This window comes from Citrobacter sp. EC_71 (assembly GCF_019584005.1).
GTDB lineage: Bacteria > Pseudomonadota > Gammaproteobacteria > Enterobacterales > Enterobacteriaceae > Citrobacter > Citrobacter werkmanii.
Genome location: NZ_VDAY01000002.1, coordinates 140,532 through 158,906, shown reverse-complemented (window position 1 = coordinate 158,906; position 18,375 = coordinate 140,532). Strand labels below are relative to the sequence as shown.

Below are 18,375 nucleotides of genomic sequence, written 5' to 3'. Positions count from 1 at the left end.
TTTTGACGTAAATCAAGCGCTTGTTATTTAAAAAATCACACAAAACGCCCTTGACCGACGAAATCCCTTAGAGATCAATTTCCTGCCGTTTTACCTGTTGCCAGACTTCTTCCATTGTTTCCAGATCCACACCCGTCATTTCCAGACCGCGTGCAGCCACAATTCGTTCAACTTCACGAAAACGTCGCTCAAATTTTTCGTTCGCTTTTTGCAATGCGGTCTCTGCTTTAGTCCCCAGATGACGAGCCATGTTGACTGTGGCAAACAGCAGATCGCCCATTTCTTCCTCCAGTTTAGCCTGGTCGACAACAGCCTGCTTTGCCTCAAACATGACTTCGTCGATCTCTTCATAAACTTTATCGACAACCGGTCCTATTGTTTTCCAATCGAAGCCAACATTAGAGCAACGTTTCTGGATTTTCTGGGCGCGCATTAGCGCCGGTAAACTGCGGGGAATATCATCGAGCGCGGAATGCTGTGCTTTCTCGGCGCGTTCTTCGCTTTTAATTTGCTCCCAACGGGTGAGCACTTCAGTACTGTTGCTGGCAGAAACATCAGCGAATACATGCGGATGCCGGCGTTCAAGCTTATCGCTGATGGCGGCGCAGATATCATTGAAATCAAAACGGCCTTCTTCCTGCGCCATCTGAGCGTAAAACACCACCTGGAACAGCAGGTCGCCGAGCTCTCCACGCAGGTCGTCGAAGTCTTCACGCGCAATCGCATCCAGTACTTCATAGGTTTCTTCGAGGGTGTAAGGGGCAATAGTGGCGAATGTCTGCTCTTTATCCCACGGACAGCCGTTTTCCGGGTCGCGCAGGCGCTGCATAATACCGAGCAGTCGATCGATTTGGTTCATGTGAAAATCCTGGAGATTCGAATAACTGTAGGCCGGATGGCGGCTTCGCCTTATCCGGCCTACGTTCGTATTAATTACCGTGCAACCGCCGCGCGTCGATCACATCCGGCACCTGGTTCAGCTTACCAAGCACGCGCCCGAGCACCTGCAGGTTATAGATTTCGATGGTCATATCGATGGTGGCCAACTGTTGTTTGGTATCGCTCCGGCTGGCAACCCCCAGCACGTTCACTTTCTCGTTGGCAAGAATGGTGGTGATATCACGCAATAAACCGCTGCGATCGTTGGCCTGGACGCGAACCACCAGCGAATATCCCGCCGAGTAGCTTTCGCCCCATACCGCATCAACAATCCGCTCCGGCGCGTGTGAACGCAGCTCTGCCAGCTGTTCGCAATCGGCCCGGTGCACGGAAATACCGCGCCCCTGAGTGATAAACCCAACGATTTCATCGCCAGGAATCGGCTGGCAGCAGCGGGCAATGTGGTGCATCAGGTTACCAACCCCTTCCACCACGACGCGACCATCGTCTTTACGGCGACTCTGCGGCGCCTGGGTTTTCTGCTGAAGCTGTTTCAGCGCGGCAGCATCCTGCTCAGCAGCGCTCGGCTTATTAAACTGCGCCTGCAGGAAGTTCACCATCTGGTTGAGACGGATGTCTCCTCCGCCAATCGCCGCCAGCAGTTCATCCAGTTCATTGAAGCTGTAGCGCGGCAGCAGATGTTTTTCCGCCTCTTTCAGGCTAATGCCCAGGTGCGCAAGCTCATCGTCGAGGATCTGGCGGCCCGCAAGGATGTTTTTGTCACGATCCTGTTTACGGAACCAGGCGTGGATCTTAGAACGACCACGGCTGGTGGTTACATAGCCAAGGTTAGGGTTCAACCAGTCACGGCTTGGGTTTGGCTGTTTCTGGGTGATAATTTCAATTTGATCGCCCATCTGTAACTGGTAGGTAAACGGCACGATGCGCCCACCAATTTTCGCGCCAATGCAACGATGCCCTACATCACTGTGGATGTGGTACGCAAAGTCCAGCGGCGTGGAGCCTGCAGGTAAGTCCACAACGTCACCTTTTGGCGTAAAGACGTAAACCCGGTCATCGAAGACCTGGCTGCGGACTTCATCCAGCATTTCGCCGGAATCCGCCATCTCTTCCTGCCAGGCGATCAGCTTACGCAGCCACGCAATGCGGTCTTCATGCCCAGAACGCGCCGCGCCTGATGCAGTCCCTTCTTTGTACTTCCAGTGTGCCGCCACGCCCAGTTCGGCATCTTCGTGCATCTGTTTGGTGCGGATCTGGATTTCAATGGTTTTTCCACCCGGTCCCAGTACAACCGTATGGATTGACTGATAGCCGTTGGGTTTCGGATTAGCGACGTAATCATCGAACTCATCCGGCAGATGGCGATAGTGAGTATGTACTATCCCGAGCGCGGCATAGCAGTCCTGTAAGCGCTCCGCCACGATACGCACCGCGCGCACATCAAACAGCTCATCGAAGGCTAACTGCTTTTTCTGCATTTTTCGCCAGATGCTGTAGATATGCTTCGGACGCCCGTACACTTCGGCTTTGACGCCTTCCGTTTTCATCTCTGAACGCAGATGTCCAACGAACTCTTCAATATAGTGTTCGCGATCGATACGACGCTCGTGCAGCAGCTTGGCAATGCGTTTGTATTCGGCCGGGTGCAGGTAGCGGAAGCAGTAATCTTCCAGCTCCCATTTTAATTGCCCGATGCCCAAACGGTTGGCCAGCGGCGCATAGATATTGGTGCACTCTTTTGCCGCCAGAACGCGTTCATCTTCCGGCGCGTCTTTCACTTCACGCAGATGCGCGATCCGCTCTGCCAGCTTGATGACCACGCAGCGGAAATCATCCACCATTGCCAGCAGCATACGGCGGACGTTATCGACCTGCTCGGAAGAGACTGAATCGGTATGCGTGGCTTTCAGCTGGCGTATCGCCGCCATATCGCGCACACCATGAATAAGATGCACAATCGATTTACCCACGCTTTCACGCAGGATATCCTCACTGACCACGTTGGCATCCGCCAGAGGAAACAGCATTGCTGCACGCAGTGTGTCGATGTCCATACTCAACATAGAGAGTATTTCTACCATCTCCACGCCACGCCATAACAGCAGATCCGCATCAGGATGTCCCTGTGTTTGCTGCTGGCAGTACGCCCAGGTTTCGGCTAAGCGTTCACACGACTGCTGGCTGGAGATTCCCAGACTCGCGATCCATTTCTTGGGATCAAACTCACCAGCTTTATTTATATGTGCACTTCTTACCGCAACCATTGTCCTCTCCTTTAGGGGCCAGGCCTGTCGAAGTCGACAAGCCTTACCCATTGTCTTTCATGCTGCATTACAACCCGAAATCCAATGGGTACAAATTTCATTACAAACGCTCAAACAGGACCATTGATTCCAGGTGTCCAGTGTGCGGGAACATATCGAGCATCGCCAGTCGCCGTATGGCATATCCCGCGTTGAGCAAAGCGTCGCTGTCACGAGCCAGCGTTGCAGGGTTACAGGATACATAAACAACGCGTATAGGTTCTAATTTTATAATATGTTGCATTACACCGGCAGCCCCCGCACGCGCAGGATCGAGCAACACTTTGTCGAATCCGTTTTTCGCCCACGGCTGCCGGGTAACATCCTCCTCAAGGTTTTCATGAAAGAATGTCACGTTGTGTAATCCGTTATTCAGCGCGTTTTCCCGGGCTTTTTCGACCAGCGCCGGTACCCCTTCCACACCCACCACGCTTGCTGCCCTTACTGCCAGCGGCAGGGTGAAATTCCCCATACCGCAGAACAGATCGAGCACACGATCTTCAGGTCGCACATCCAGCCATTCCAGCGCACAGGCGACCATTTTTTGGTTTACCCCTGCATTGACCTGAATAAAATCACGCGGGCTGAAGCTTAACCGTAGTCCATTTGAGTCATACCAGGGCGATTCTTCTGATACTGATTCAAGTATCTCGCTTTGCGGGGCCAGAAACAAAGACAGCCCCTGAGAATGCGAAAAGCATTCCAGTTTTTCTTTATCCGCAGCACTTAATGGTGCCGTGTGGCGCAAAATCATCAACGCGCCGCTCCCTGCCTGCACCAGTTCAACATGCCCCAGATGACGTAACCCTTGCAAACTCTCCAGACACGCCCTGATATGGGGCAATAGCGCTTCAAGTTGGGGCACCAAAATAGGGCATTGTTTGACATCAATAATGTCGCTGGATGCGGATTTGCGAAACCCCATCTGCAATTTTTGTTCTTTTGGCCGATAGTTAAGGCTCAAACGTGCGCGACGACGATAGCCCCATGGAGTATCAGCGATAATATCCGACACTTCACATTTCATTAAACGCGCTAACGCCGCGCTTTTGCTACGCTGCTGCAACGGGATGCTGGCGTGCTGCTGCTGGCAACCGCCACAGACGCCAAAATGCGGGCAACGTGGCACTTCACGCTGCGGGCTGTCGTTTAAACGTCGTTTTACTTGCGCGCGGGCGAACTGTTTTTTATCTTCGGTAATCACCACCTCTGCGCTTTCCTGGGGTAGCAATTCCGGTATAAACAACGCCTTTCCGTTATGGCGAGCGACACCCTGACCAAAAGGATCGAGGTCATTGACGGTAACGGTTATGATCTGACGCGTCGTCACGCGTCGTTTTGCAGAGTAGAATTGCGCCATCGACGAGATATTTCTCTATTTAACAGTGTGACCCTAATTGTCCCATAACGGAACTCCATGACCAACTACAGCCTGCGCGCACGCATGATGATTCTGATCCTGGCCCCGACCGTCCTGATTGGTTTGCTGCTCAGTATCTTTTTTGTTGTGCATCGCTATAACGACTTGCAGCGTCAACTGGAAGATGCGGGCGCCAGCATCATAGAGCCACTGGCGGTCTCCAGCGAATATGGCATGAACCTGCAAAACAGGGAATCCATTGGCCAGCTTATCAGCGTACTGCATCGCCGCCATTCCGATATCGTGCGGGCAATTTCTGTCTATGACGAGAATAACCGGCTGTTTGTCACCTCCAATTTTCATCTCGATCCATCTGAAATGCAGTTGGCGACCGGTTCACCGTTTCCCCGTAAGCTGAGCGTCACCCGGCTCGGGGATATCATGATCCTGCGAACGCCAATTATATCGGAAAGCTATTCGCCGGATGAATCTGCCATAAGCGACGCCAAAAATACGCAAAACATGCTGGGGTATGTAGCGCTTGAGCTGGACCTCAAGTCGGTTCGACTGCAGCAATATAAAGAGATCTTTATCTCCAGCGTAATGATGCTGTTTTGTATTGGTATTGCGTTAATTTTCGGCTGGCGTCTGATGCGCGACGTAACCGGCCCGATTCGCAACATGGTGAATACCGTTGACCGTATACGTAGAGGGCAGCTCGACAGCCGTGTGGAGGGTTTCATGCTGGGCGAGCTGGATATGCTCAAAAACGGTATCAACTCGATGGCGATGTCTCTTGCAGCCTACCATGAAGAAATGCAGCACAATATCGATCAGGCGACTTCCGACCTGCGTGAAACGCTGGAGCAGATGGAAATCCAGAACGTCGAACTGGATCTGGCGAAAAAACGCGCCCAGGAGGCGGCCCGAATTAAGTCTGAGTTTCTGGCTAACATGTCGCACGAGCTACGCACCCCGCTGAATGGCGTGATTGGCTTTACGCGCCTGACGCTGAAAACCGAGCTTAACACCACGCAGCGCGATCACCTGAATACGATTGAGCGATCGGCCAACAATCTGCTGGCTATCATCAATGATGTGCTCGACTTCTCCAAACTGGAAGCGGGCAAGCTCATTCTGGAAAGCATCCCATTCCCGCTTCGCAGCACGCTGGATGACGTCGTCACGCTGTTAGCGCACTCATCCCATGATAAAGGGCTTGAGCTGACGCTGAATATTAAGAATGATGTGCCGGACAACGTCATCGGCGACCCGCTGCGCTTACAGCAGGTCATTACCAATCTGGTCGGCAATGCCATCAAATTTACCGAGGGCGGTAATATCGACATTCTGGTCGAGAAACGCGCCCTCAGTAACACGAAAGTACAAATTGAAGTGCAAATCCGCGATACCGGCATCGGTATCCCTGAGCGCGATCAGTCACGCCTGTTCCAGGCCTTCCGTCAGGCGGACGCCAGTATTTCCCGCCGCCATGGCGGTACCGGACTGGGTCTGGTCATTACGCAAAAACTGGTCAACGAAATGGGCGGGGATATTTCCTTCCACAGCCAGCCAAACCGGGGCTCCACCTTCTGGTTCCATATCAGTCTCGATCTCAACCCTAACGTTCTCATCGATCGCTCGACAACCCGGTGCCTTGCGGGTAAACGACTGGCCTATGTCGAACCTAACGCCACTGCCGCGCAATGCACGTTAGATATATTAAGTGAAACGCCGCTGGAGGTGATTTACAGCCCTTCATTCTCCGGGCTGCCGAAGGATCACTACGATATTCTGCTGATTGGCATTCCGGTCACTTTACGCGAACCGCTCACCATGCAACATGAGCGGTTGGCAAGCGCAGCGGCGATGACCGATTTCCTGTTATTAGCCCTGCCCTGTCACGCACAGATTAACGCCGAGAAATTGAAACAAGGCGGCGCAGCGGCGTGTCTGTTGAAGCCTCTCACCTCAACCCGTCTGCTGCCTGCGCTGACAGAGTATTGCCAGTTGAACTACAGCGCGGATCAGCCGTTGCCAGATGAGAGCAAAATTGCCATGACCGTTATGGCGGTGGACGACAACCCGGCAAACCTCAAGCTGATTGGCGCACTGCTGGAAGATAAGGTACAGCACGTCGTGCTCTGCGACAGTGGACACCAGGCGGTGGATCGTGCCAAACAGATGCAGTTTGATCTGATCCTGATGGATATTCAGATGCCCGACATGGACGGTATTCGCGCCTGCGAGCTGATCCACCAGTTGCCTCATCAACAACAAACGCCGGTTATTGCGGTTACCGCGCATGCCATGGCGGGGCAAAAAGAGAAGCTGCTCAGCGCCGGGATGAACGATTACCTGGCGAAGCCTATCGAAGAAGATAAGCTGCACAATCTCCTGTTACGCTACAAACCTGGCGCGACCACATCGCTTCGGGCGCTCGCGGTTGAACCTCTGGAGCCGGTCGTCAATCTGAATACCACGCTCGACTGGCAACTGGCATTAAGACAAGCCGCGGGGAAAAACGATCTGGCGCGGGATATGCTGCAAATGCTGCTCGATTTCCTACCCGAAGTGCGCAACAAAATTGAAGAACAGCTGGTAGGCGAAAACCCTGAAGGTCTGGTGGATATGATTCATAAGCTGCACGGTAGTTGCGGCTATAGCGGCGTCCCCCGCATGAAAAACCTGTGCCAGCTCATTGAGCAACAATTACGTAGCGGGACTAAAGAAGAAGAGCTGGAGCCAGAATTTTTAGAGCTGCTGGATGAAATGGACAACGTTGCGCGCGAAGCGAAGAAGTTGTTGGGCTGATATTCGCCGGATGGCGGCGTGACCGCCCTATCCGGCCTACAACTCAGCGTAACAGTTGGCCCGCTTTCAGCGTCGCAGCCACGTTGCGCGCCGTCATTCGTACGTTCTCACTCGCATTCTTCAGCGCCTCATCCAGCGAACAAATGGTATAGATGACGCTAAAAACCGCATCCAGCCCATGCTCATGTACGACACCGACATCCGCCGTCAGGCTACCGGCAATGCCGATCACCGGTTTGTTGTAACGCTTTGCGATCTTCGCCACGCCAACCGGAACCTTACCGTGAATAGTCTGGCTATCGATACGCCCTTCCCCCGTCACCACTAAGTCCGCATCCGCAACGCAGGCATCCAGGCGTAACGCATCCGTCACGATCTCAATACCGCGGCGTAGCTGTGCGCCGCAAAACGCATACAGCGCCGCCCCCATACCGCCAGCAGCGCCACCGCCGACCAGCTCCAGCACATTGACGTCCAGATCGCGTGCGATCAGTTGCGCATAGTGCGTAAGCGCCCGATCAAGACGCGGAATCATCTCCGCCGTCGCCCCCTTTTGTGGACCAAAGACCACTGAGGCTCCTTCTTTACCGGTCAACGGGTTAGTGACGTCGCAGGCCACTTCGATACGGCATCCGGCAAGACGCGGATCTAACTGCGAGATATCAATTCGGGCGAGCGATTCCAGGCCCATCGCGCCATGGGCAATATCTTCATCTTGCGCATCCAGCAACCTTGCGCCCAGCGCCTGCACCATACCAGCACCGCCATCATTGGTGGCGCTACCGCCAATCCCGATGATGATATGTTCCACGCCCGCATCCAGCGCATGACGAATTAGCTCCCCGGTTCCCCAGGAGGTGGTTTTCAGCGGATCGCGTAAATTCGCAGGAACCTGCTCCAGCCCGCTGGCGGCTGCCATTTCAATAAACGCCGAGCGCTCATCGCCGGATAAACCATAAAAAGCCTGAATTGTATTGCCCAAAGGGCCGGTAACATCAACATGCACAAGGTGACCTTGCATTGCGGCAACCATCGCTTCGACCGTTCCCTCACCGCCATCCGCAACCGGGATCTTCACGTATTCCGCCTCAGGCCAAATCTCACGGAATCCCAGTTCAATAGCCGTTGCCACTTCAAGCGCACTCAAACTTTCCTTATAGGAATCCGGTGCGATCACTATTTTCATAAAGCATCCTTACGCATGTTGACTGTGTTAAGCATACACCAGGAGGAAAACCGCTCCACTTTATGGGAGCGGTCCCAGTTCGCTTAGCGTACCATGCACGGGCGCTTATTATCAAACGTCCAGTTCGGGATCAGATACTGCATTCCCATCGCATCATCACGTGCACCCAGTCCATGTTGCTGATACAGCTCATGCGCTTTCATCACCTGATCCATATCCAGCTCCACGCCCAGGCCCGGTTTCGCCGGAACCTGCACCATACCGCCCTTGATTGCAAATGGTTCTTTGGTCAGGCGCTGGTTACCTTCCTGCCAGATCCAGTGGGTGTCGATAGCAGTAATTTTGCCCGGAGCCGCCGCCGCGACATGAGTAAACATCGCCAGCGAAATATCAAAGTGGTTGTTAGAGTGAGAGCCCCAGGTCAGCCCGAACTCATGACACATCTGCGCCACGCGAACAGAACCCTGCATGGTCCAGAAATGCGGGTCCGCCAGCGGGATATCCACGGACTGCAACGACAGCGTATGCCCCATTTGTCGCCAGTCGGTGGCGATCATATTGGTGGCGGTCGGCAAGCCAGTAGCTCGACGGAACTCCGCCATCACTTCACGACCGGAGAAGCCCTGCTCGGCGCCGCACGGATCTTCCGCATAGGCCAACGATCCTTTCAGGTACTTACCAATTTTAATCGCTTCATTCAGCGACCATGCGCCGTTGGGATCGAGCGTGACGCGCGCCTGTGGAAAGCGTTTCGCCAGCGCGACAATAGACTCCGCTTCTTCTTCCCCGGCCAGTACGCCGCCTTTCAGTTTGAAGTCGTTGAAACCATATTTCTCATACGCGGCTTCCGCCAGACGTACTACCGCATCCGGGGTCATCGCCTCTTCATGACGCAGGCGATACCAATCGCATTTCTCATCCGGCTGGCTTTGATACGGCAGCGGCGTCGCTTTACGGTTACCAACGAAGAACAGATAGCCCAGCATTTCGACTTCGCTACGCTGCTGACCATCGCCCAGCAGAGATGCGACGTTGACGCCCAGATGCTGACCTAACAGATCCAACATCGCCGCTTCGATCCCGGTAACCACATGAATAGTGGTACGTAAATCGAAGGTCTGCAAACCACGGCCACCGGCATCACGATCGGCAAACGTATTGCGTACCGCGTTCAGCACGTTTTTGTACTCACCCAGCGTTTTCCCCACCACCAGCGGAATAGCATCTTCCAGAGTCTGACGAATTTTTTCGCCGCCAGGAATTTCCCCTACCCCGGTATGACCAGAGTTATCTTTAATAATCACAATATTACGTGTGAAGAACGGGGCATGGGCACCGCTCAGGTTCATCAGCATGCTGTCATGACCTGCAACCGGGATCACCTGCATAGAGGTCACGACGGGGGTAGTAAATTGTGCGCTCATAATTAAATCCTTATTCAAAATTAGTGGCGGCCGAAAACGGGACGTTTACGGTCAAAAGTCCATCCGGGAATCAGATACTGCATTGGGCCTGCATCATTACGTGCGCCGCCAGGCAGCGCCTTATAGGCCTCATGGGCTATCTGTATCTGATCCCAATCCAGCTCCACGCCCAAACCGGGCGCATCAGGTACCGCAATTTTTCCGTTTTTAATCTCCAGCGGATTTTTGGTCAGACGGCAATCGCCCTCCTGCCAGATCCAGTGGGTGTCGATAGCCGTCGGGTTGCCCGGTGCCGCTGCACCGACGTGGGTAAACATCGCCAACGAAATATCAAAATGGTTGTTGGAATGGCAGCCCCAGGTCAGGCCCCAGTCATCGCATAACTGTGCCACGCGCACCGCGCCGGAAAGGGTCCAGAAGTGCGGATCGGCCAGCGGAATATCCACAGCGTTCAGCATTACCGCATGGCCCATCTCACGCCAGTTGGTGGCGATCATATTGGTCGCCACCGGCAGGCCGGTCGCACGGCGGAACTCGGCCATCACTTCGCGACCGGAAAAACCCTGTTCGGCACCGCACGGATCTTCGGCATAAGTCAGAACATCGTTCAGCCCTTTACACAGAGAGATGGCTTCATCCAGCAGCCAGGCCCCGTTGGGATCAACCGTAATACGCGCATCCGGGAAGCTTTTTTTCAGCGCGCGTACGGTGTCGATTTCCTGCTCGCCTGGCAGTACGCCGCCTTTGAGTTTGAAATCTTTAAAACCGTAGCGATCCTGCGAGGCTTCCGCCAGACGCACCACCGCATCCGGGGTCATCGCTTGCTGGTGACGCAGGCGGTACCATTCATGGTTGCCCGGCGTGCTTTCCAGATACGGCAGATCGGTCTTCGTGCGATCGCCTACGTAGAACAGATAGCCGAGCACAGTGACCGCATCGCGCTGTTTGCCGGGTCCTAACAGTTCACAGACCGGCACGTTGAGCGCCTTGCCCAGCAGATCGAGCAATGCGGCCTCCAGCGCGGCCACCGCATTAACCCGCAGTTCAAAGGTCCAGGCGCCTTTACCAAACGTGTCAAAATCAGCGGCCTGGTTGCCTTTATGCACCTGCTGAACCACTTTATTCAGACGCGCGACTTCCTGTCCCAACACCTGTGGGATTGCATCCACCAGCGTCTGATAAATCACTTCACCGCCCGGCGCTTCACCAACCCCGGTATTGCCAGCGTTATCGGTGAGTACCACGATATTGCGGGTAAAGTATGCGTTATGCGCACCGCCAATATTGAGCAGCATGCTGTCATGCCCGGCCACTGGGATGACCTTCATATCGGTAATAATGGGACTCGATTGTGTTGTCATCGTCATTGTCCTGCGACAGGTTTCAGTTCGATACGTTTAATATCACCCACCAGCACCAGATAGCTGACGACCGCAATCAGCGCATGTACCCCTACGTAAATCAACGCGCCGTTAAACGAGCCGGTAGTGCCCACAATGTAGCCAATGGCAATTGGCGTGACGATGCCGGAAATGTTGCCAAACATATTGAACAGGCCGCCGCTCAGACCGCTGATCTCTTTTGGCGCGGTGTCGGCCATCACCGCCCATCCCAACGCGCCGATGCCTTTGCCGAAGAAGGCCAGCGCCATAAAGCCAATGATCATCCACTCGACGTTGACGTAGTTACAGAACACCATCACCATCGATAGCAGCATCCCCATGACGATTGGCGTTTTACGCGCGATATTCAGTGAACCGGTACGGCGCATCAACCAGTCGGAAATAATGCCGCCGAGCACACCGCCCGCAAATCCGCAAATGGCCGGGACCGAGGCAACAAAGCCGGCTTTCAGAATAGACATACCGCGCGCCTGCACCAGATAAACCGGGAACCAGGTGATAAAGAAGTAGGTCAGCGCGTTAATGCAGTATTGGCCGATATAAATACCAATCATCATCCGTGAACCCAGCAGCTGTTTGATCTGCCCCCACTTCACGCTGAACGGTACTTTAGCTTTGGCGGCCGCCTGATCCATATTGATCAGCGCCCCGCCTTCGGCAATGTACTCCAGCTCTTTTTGGTTTACGCCCGGATGCTGGTTTGGTTCATGAATCACCTTTAACCAGATAAAGCTGATAACAATCCCGAGACCGCCCATAAAGAAGAACACATGTGACCAACCCACTTCATGGGTCAGCCAACCCATGATTGGTGCGAAGATAACGGTGGCAAAGTATTGCGCCGAGTTAAAGATAGCGACCGCCGTGCCCCTTTCCTGCGCCGGGAACCACGCCGCCACAATACGACTGTTGCCGGGGAAGGAGGGGGCTTCGGCTAACCCCACGAGGAAACGCAGGGTAAACAGCGCGACGATAATTCCAAAGCCGCTAAAGATATCGACGAAGCCCTGCAGCAGGGTAAACATGGACCAGATAAAAATGGACCAAAAATAAACACGTTTGGAGCCGAAGCGATCGAGCAACCAGCCGCCGGGAATCTGGCCGATGACATACGCCCATGAGAAAGCGGAGAATACATACCCCATGCCTACCGCATCCAGGCCAATGTCTTTGGCCATCTCCGAACCGGCAATGGATAAGGTGGCGCGATCGCCGTAGTTGAAGGATGTGACGATAAACAGCATCACCACTATCCAGTAGCGAGCGTTAGTGCGTTTTTCCGCGCTGCTCGCCGCCTGACTTAATGAACTCATTGTTGCACTCCTGAATCCTGGCTTGCGCCAGTTCATTCTGTACAGCACCTGTAGGGTGATCAGAATGAGAGGTTAGTGTGTGGCAGTTTTGGTACAGCTCAGGGCCGTTTTATTCTGACTCGCTGCCATTCCGGGAACTGACGGGAAAAGTATATGAAGGAGTGCCACTTTCCCTCACCGTGCATGAACACAACATTAGGGAGGCAGTGAGAAGTTGTTTGGGGCATAAGCCCAAAGCAGTGGAAGTTAGTTCACGTAATTGGGGTTTTATTGCCGGGTGGCGGCTTCGCCTGACCCGGCCTACGGTTTTCTAATGAGGGGGGTGCATGCCCGTGCGGGCGAGGGATTATTTAAGCAAGGTTCCCCATTTTTCTACCCAGGGATTAGATTCGCTTTCCGGTTCAGGATGCTCGCTGGCATCAATCAGCAGCATTTCACCTACGCGCTGCGCGCTTTGTTCCTGTAACAGCGCATCGAACTGCTTGCCGCCATTGCAAAAATTAACGTAGCTGCTGTCGCCAAGCGCAATGACGCCATAACGCAGATTAGGCTGGAAACCGAGATTATCTTTGATTCCCTGAAACAGCGGCACGATGCTATCCGGCAGATCGCCCTGCCCGGTCGTTGAGGTCACCACCAATGCATATTTATCCTGATAAGCCTGCCAGTCGGTAAGCTCCGGGTCTTCAAATACCGTAGCTTTATGGCCCTGCGCAGTTAAAATCGCCTCGGCCTCTTCGGCAACCAGCAGCGCGTTTCCATACATCGTGCCGACAAAAATTCCAATTTCCGCCATAACCTTTATCTCCAGGGACTTAAGAATCTATCTGTTCATCCTGACCTGACAGCCCGCTGAACTCAACCCTTTCATTCTCAGGGAGAAGTCCGCGCCAGCCAAACTGTGATAGCGCCTGCATCCAGACCTCATCCAGCCCGGCGCGAATAACCAGCGGTTCGCCAGTAAAGGGATGAGTCAGCTCAAGCTGGCTGGCATGCAGCATCAAGCGCTGACAGCCGAAATGCTCTGCGGCGCTGCGGTTTTGCCGTAAATCACCATGCTTGCTGTCGCCAATTATCGGATGGCGCAAGTGAGCCAAATGGCGTCTGAGCTGGTGCTTACGACCGGTCTGAGGCTCCAGCTCCACCAGCCCGTAACGGGTGGTGGGATAGCGCCCGGTCGCCACCGGCATTTCAACCGTCGCCAGACCGCGATAATGGGTGACCGCAGGCTGCGGCTCTTTATCCTCGCGGGCAAATTTATCGGCTATCTTATCCAGCTCTTCCACCAGCGGGTAATCCAGCACGGCGTCGTCCATCAGCCAGCCACGCACAATCGCATGATAGCGTTTCTGCATTTGATGATGTTCAAACTGCTGAGACAGCAAACGCCCGGCTTCGCTGGACAGCCCCATCAGCAGCACGCCGGAGGTCGGCCTGTCGAGCCGGTGGACGGTAAACACGTGCTGACCAATCTGGTCGCGCACCGTTTGCATCACCACCACTTTCTCATCGCGGTCGAGCCAACTGCGGTGAACCAGCCAACCAGAAGGTTTATTGACCGCAACCAGCCATTCGTCCTGATAGAGGATCTCCAGCATCAGGCGTTATCACTTGTAAATAGCGCATCCAGTTCCTGCAATGCCGTCAGGAGAATGTCACGTTGCGGGTGATCGGCCGTCAGCGCCATTTCGTAATACGGTGCGATGGCAAAAGCCTGCGGCAGCGGCTGCGCATTATCAAGCAGGGTATGCATACGGGGAATCAACACCCACTGCAGCCATTCGACCGGCTCCATGGTATCCATACAAAAAGGCTGCGTGCTGGTAAACAGATGCTCCGCTGGCTCGTCCATCCGCCAGTGATGATGTTCACGCAGTAGCGCTTCAAGCGCGTGTAACTGCTGGCGCACACGGTCATGAGTCGTCATGAAATTAACCTCAATGATGAAAAATCTGGCGCGAAGAATAGCACTAGTGAAGAGGAAATAAAAAAAGGGAGCACTGTAAAAACAGTGCTCCCGGTTCGTTTCGCAGCATTCCAGCTACTTTTGGTGCTCCCTGCTCATCCGTGACAACTTTTCCTGTGGTCTTGCGACCTTGTTCATCCTGAACTTTTGCATCCTGCTCACATCACCCCGATGTGAAAACTTCATCCTGAAGTGTCCTGGCCATCCTGACCCGCCGAACATCCTGACCGGCTCTCATTCTCCATCCTGGAGGTGTCCTTTAACGCATCCCGCGCTTTCCGCTTTGCTTCATCCTGAAGCCTGTCCTTGTAACACCATCCTGGTGTGTCCTGCCGAAGAGCCATCATCCTGATGTTCACTTCGTTGTGCGACTCCTTGTCGACAGATATAGAATCGCCTGTTTCGCTTTGTCTTACAAGATACTTACAGACAAACACTTAAGGTAATTTTCATATGAAAGTTGACAATAAAATACTAACAAGTTGAATTGTAAGTAATTAATAGTTTTTCAATTCATTAAGTCTTCACTTATTACCTGGCAATGTCCTACAGGGTTTGTAAGAGATCTCTCACACGATTGAGGGCAAACAGGATTACAGAACTGGCTTAAGTTGAGTGAGGAATTCCGCAAGCGAGGCTGCCAGCACCGTTCGTTGACGGGTTCCCAGCGTTTCTTTGCAAACTTCACCGGACAGGTTGCACACCGAGATGACATCAAGTTCGTTGTCCTGAGTGGCAATGAAAAGCGTAGGCGAGAGCTTGAGTCGCTTTTGCGTAACCAGGTGACCAATCAGGTTTTCCTGAACGCGCCTGAAGTCATCCTCACTCCAGGTTTGCAGCAACGTCAGCTTTTCATTCGCAAACTGCGCGTGCATATCCCCAGCAAACTGGGTGGTGTAAAAAGCGTGAACGGCAGGTTGTATCACAATGTCAAAGGCACGTTCAACCGCATTGACGTTTTTTTCACCGACAAAAGGCTGAGGTTGCCAGTAAACCGCATCGTTAGTGGAAGAAATGATGCACGGTGACGGTACACCATACAGCTCTTCGCTGAGCGGCCAGCTGTTGTTTTTGTCATGCCACGCGTCGCAATAACGCGTCGTAAAGGCTGTCAACGCCTGCACTGTCAATTCGTCCACTGATTTCTCTCTTCACAAAAGCCAGGATACACTTGTCGCATAGTGTATCTGGTTTATGACGGTGAAACATGTCTTCTTATGAAAATCATCGGGCGCTTGACGGCCTGACTCTCGGTAAATCAACGGATTATCGGGACAATTACGATGCCAGTCTGTTGCAGGGCGTTCCGCGCAGCCTCAACCGCGACCCGCTGGATCTAAAGGCCGATAATCTGCCTTTTCACGGTGCCGATATCTGGACGCTGTATGAACTGTCGTGGCTGAATGCCAACGGCTTACCGCAGGTTGCGGTCGGTCATGTGGAACTGGATTACACCAGCGTAAATCTGATTGAATCGAAAAGCTTTAAGCTGTACCTGAACAGTTTTAACCAGACGCGTTTTGACTCCTGGGAGGCGGTACGCCAGACGCTGGAAAACGATCTGCGCGCCTGCGCTCAGGGCGATGTCAGCGTGGCGCTATACCGTCTTGACGAGCTGGAAGGACAACCGATTGCCCACTTTAACGGCACCTGTATCGATAATCAGGATATCGTCATTGATAACTACCAGTTCAGCACCGACTATCTGGAAAATGCCTTGAGCGGCGAAAAAGCGGTAGAAGAGACGCTGGTCAGCCACCTGCTGAAATCCAACTGTCTAATCACCCACCAGCCCGACTGGGGCTCCATACAAATTCAGTATCGTGGACGCAAAATCAACAGGGAGAAGCTGCTGCGTTATCTGGTCTCCTTCCGCCACCATAATGAATTTCACGAGCAGTGCGTGGAGCGCATTTTCAATGACATTCTGCGCTTCTGCCAGCCGGAGAAACTGAGCGTCTACGCGCGCTACACGCGGCGTGGTGGTCTGGACATTAACCCATGGCGCACCAATACCGATTTCACGCCAGCTACGGGCCGACTGGTACGTCAGTAATCTTTTTTCTCAATTTTGCGTGTCGGATTCCGCGCGCAAGGTTGTGAAAGGCCATCAGCCAGGGCTATTGTAACCACCAGGGAATGACGTTTTGCGTCCCATAAGGAGTCTACTTGATTACACATATTAGCCCACTTGGCTCAATGGACATGTTGTCGCAGCTGGAAGTCGAATTACTTAAACGCACGGCCAGCAGCGACCTGTATCAACTGTTTCGTAACTGTTCACTTGCCGTTCTGAACTCCGGCAGTCTGACCGACAACAGCAAAGAACTGCTGTCCCGCTTTGAAAGTTTCGACATTAACGTGCTGCGCCGCGAACGAGGCGTGAAGCTGGAACTGATTAATCCGCCTGAAGATGCTTTTGTTGATGGGCGCATCATTCGTGCACTGCAGGCCAACCTTTTTGCCGTGCTGCGCGACATTCTGTTCGTCAATGGTCAGATCCATAACGCGGGTCGTTTTCAGCATCTGGATCTCGAAAGTTCGGTGCATATTACCAACCTGGTGTTCTCGATCCTGCGTAACGCCCGGGCGCTACACGTCGGTGAAGCGCCGAACATGGTTGTCTGCTGGGGCGGTCACTCAATCAACGAAAATGAATACCTGTATGCGCGTCGCGTCGGCACCCAGTTGGGCCTGCGTGAGTTGAACATCTGTACCGGCTGCGGTCCGGGAGCGATGGAAGCGCCAATGAAAGGCGCTGCGGTCGGTCACGCCCAGCAGCGTTACAAAGACAGCCGCTTTATTGGTATGACCGAACCGTCAATCATCGCCGCTGAGCCGCCTAACCCGCTGGTTAACGAACTGATCATCATGCCGGACATTGAAAAACGTCTGGAAGCGTTCGTGCGTATCGCCCACGGCATTATCATCTTCCCGGGTGGTGTCGGGACTGCGGAAGAGCTGTTGTATCTGCTGGGGATCCTGATGAACCCGGCTAACAAAGATCAGGTGCTACCGCTGATTTTGACCGGACCAAAAGAGAGTGCCGATTACTTCCGCGTGCTGGACGAATTTATCGTGCACACGCTGGGGGAAGAAGCCCGCCGACACTATCGCATTATCATTGACGATGCGGCGGAAGTTGCGCGTTTAATGAAAAAAGCGATGCCGCTGGTAAAAGAGAACCGTCGCGACACCGGAGATGCCTACAGTTTTAACTGGTCGATTCGTATCGCACCTGATTTGCAGATGCCGTTCGAGCCGTCCCATGAAAACATGGCTAACCTGAAACTGTATCCGGATCAACCCGTTGAAGTTCTGGCGGCCGACCTGCGTCGTGCATTCTCGGGTATTGTGGCCGGTAACGTGAAGGAGGTCGGCATTCGCGCCATCGAAGAGTTTGGCCCGTACAAAATCCACGGTGACCGCGAAATGATGCGCCGCATGGACGATCTCCTGCAGGGCTTCGTTGCGCAGCATCGCATGAAGTTGCCAGGCTCCGCGTACATCCCTTGCTACGAGATCTGCGCCTGACCTTCAACACCCGATAGCAGACGCTACCGCGGTGACAATTTTGTCCATATCAAAGCCGGGTTTGGCGCATGCGCCTCCCGGCTTTTTTTAGTGATACCAGTCACATAGCTCAGACGATTATATAAATACCAATGATATGTCGTTAAATATAACGCGCCACGCAAACGATTAC

Annotated in this window: 14 protein-coding genes; 3 read left to right on the top strand and 11 right to left on the bottom strand. The window is 53.6% G+C overall.

Features of this window, described 5'->3' with window-relative positions; genetic code table 11:
* Nucleotides 1–67: 67 nt before the first annotated feature.
* The 3 genes from mazG to rlmD form a co-directional block, all read right to left on the bottom strand.
* Complete coding sequence (mazG, locus tag FHD02_RS02585; RefSeq protein ID WP_220393541.1) at nucleotides 68–859, bottom strand: nucleoside triphosphate pyrophosphohydrolase; 792 nt, start codon at nucleotides 857–859, stop codon at nucleotides 68–70.
* A 70-nt stretch (nucleotides 860–929) separates the two neighbouring features.
* Nucleotides 930–3,164, bottom strand: a complete 2,235-nt coding sequence (gene relA, locus FHD02_RS02580) for a GTP diphosphokinase (RefSeq protein ID WP_042310708.1) — start codon at nucleotides 3,162–3,164, stop codon at nucleotides 930–932.
* A 100-nt stretch (nucleotides 3,165–3,264) separates the two neighbouring features.
* Nucleotides 3,265–4,563: a 23S rRNA (uracil(1939)-C(5))-methyltransferase RlmD gene (gene rlmD / locus FHD02_RS02575; RefSeq protein WP_042310710.1), complete on the bottom strand. Its 1,299-nt coding sequence runs from the start codon at nucleotides 4,561–4,563 to the stop codon at nucleotides 3,265–3,267.
* Nucleotides 4,564–4,620: 57 nt separating this feature from the next.
* Between rlmD and barA the strand changes: the two genes are divergently transcribed.
* The gene (gene barA / locus FHD02_RS02570) at nucleotides 4,621–7,377 is read left to right on the top strand and encodes a two-component sensor histidine kinase BarA (RefSeq protein WP_137349465.1); all 2,757 of its coding nucleotides are present in this window, start codon (nucleotides 4,621–4,623) and stop codon (nucleotides 7,375–7,377) included.
* Between the two features lie 43 nt (nucleotides 7,378–7,420).
* Here the strand turns inward: barA and FHD02_RS02565 are convergent, their stop codons facing one another.
* The 8 genes from FHD02_RS02565 to syd all read right to left on the bottom strand — a co-directional run bounded on the left by FHD02_RS02565 (nucleotide 7,421) and on the right by syd (nucleotide 15,808).
* Nucleotides 7,421–8,563 (bottom strand): glycerate kinase, encoded by a 1,143-nt coding sequence (locus FHD02_RS02565; protein ID WP_079226056.1) that lies wholly within the window; start codon nucleotides 8,561–8,563, stop codon nucleotides 7,421–7,423.
* An 83-nt stretch (nucleotides 8,564–8,646) separates the two neighbouring features.
* Complete coding sequence (gene gudD / locus FHD02_RS02560) at nucleotides 8,647–9,987, bottom strand: glucarate dehydratase (RefSeq protein ID WP_042310713.1); 1,341 nt, start codon at nucleotides 9,985–9,987, stop codon at nucleotides 8,647–8,649.
* A gap of 20 nt (nucleotides 9,988–10,007) precedes the next feature.
* The gene (locus FHD02_RS02555; RefSeq protein WP_137361249.1) at nucleotides 10,008–11,348 is read right to left on the bottom strand and encodes an enolase C-terminal domain-like protein; all 1,341 of its coding nucleotides are present in this window, start codon (nucleotides 11,346–11,348) and stop codon (nucleotides 10,008–10,010) included.
* A 2-nt stretch (nucleotides 11,349–11,350) separates the two neighbouring features.
* Nucleotides 11,351–12,703: a galactarate/glucarate/glycerate transporter GudP gene (gudP, locus tag FHD02_RS02550; protein ID WP_061382367.1), complete on the bottom strand. Its 1,353-nt coding sequence runs from the start codon at nucleotides 12,701–12,703 to the stop codon at nucleotides 11,351–11,353.
* 346 nt (nucleotides 12,704–13,049) lie between these two features.
* On the bottom strand, nucleotides 13,050–13,499 hold the full coding sequence (locus FHD02_RS02545) for a flavodoxin (RefSeq protein ID WP_137361250.1): 450 nt from the start codon (nucleotides 13,497–13,499) through the stop codon (nucleotides 13,050–13,052).
* A 19-nt stretch (nucleotides 13,500–13,518) separates the two neighbouring features.
* Entirely contained in the window at nucleotides 13,519–14,301 is a 783-nt protein-coding gene (gene truC / locus FHD02_RS02540; RefSeq protein ID WP_137361251.1) for a tRNA pseudouridine(65) synthase TruC, read from the bottom strand.
* Nucleotides 14,301–14,630, bottom strand: a complete 330-nt coding sequence (locus tag FHD02_RS02535) for a YqcC family protein (protein ID WP_042310722.1) — start codon at nucleotides 14,628–14,630, stop codon at nucleotides 14,301–14,303. Before FHD02_RS02535 ends, truC begins: the two co-directional genes overlap by 1 nt.
* 632 nt (nucleotides 14,631–15,262) lie before the next feature.
* Complete coding sequence (gene syd / locus FHD02_RS02530) at nucleotides 15,263–15,808, bottom strand: SecY-interacting protein (RefSeq protein ID WP_042310725.1); 546 nt, start codon at nucleotides 15,806–15,808, stop codon at nucleotides 15,263–15,265.
* Nucleotides 15,809–15,876: 68 nt separating this feature from the next.
* Between syd and queF the strand changes: the two genes are divergently transcribed.
* Together queF and ppnN are read left to right on the top strand one after the other, a co-directional pair.
* Entirely contained in the window at nucleotides 15,877–16,725 is an 849-nt protein-coding gene (gene queF / locus FHD02_RS02525) for an NADPH-dependent 7-cyano-7-deazaguanine reductase QueF (protein ID WP_220393540.1), read from the top strand.
* Nucleotides 16,726–16,838: 113 nt separating this feature from the next.
* Entirely contained in the window at nucleotides 16,839–18,203 is a 1,365-nt protein-coding gene (gene ppnN, locus FHD02_RS02520; protein ID WP_042310728.1) for a nucleotide 5'-monophosphate nucleosidase PpnN, read from the top strand.
* The last annotated feature ends 172 nt before the right edge of the window (nucleotides 18,204–18,375 follow it).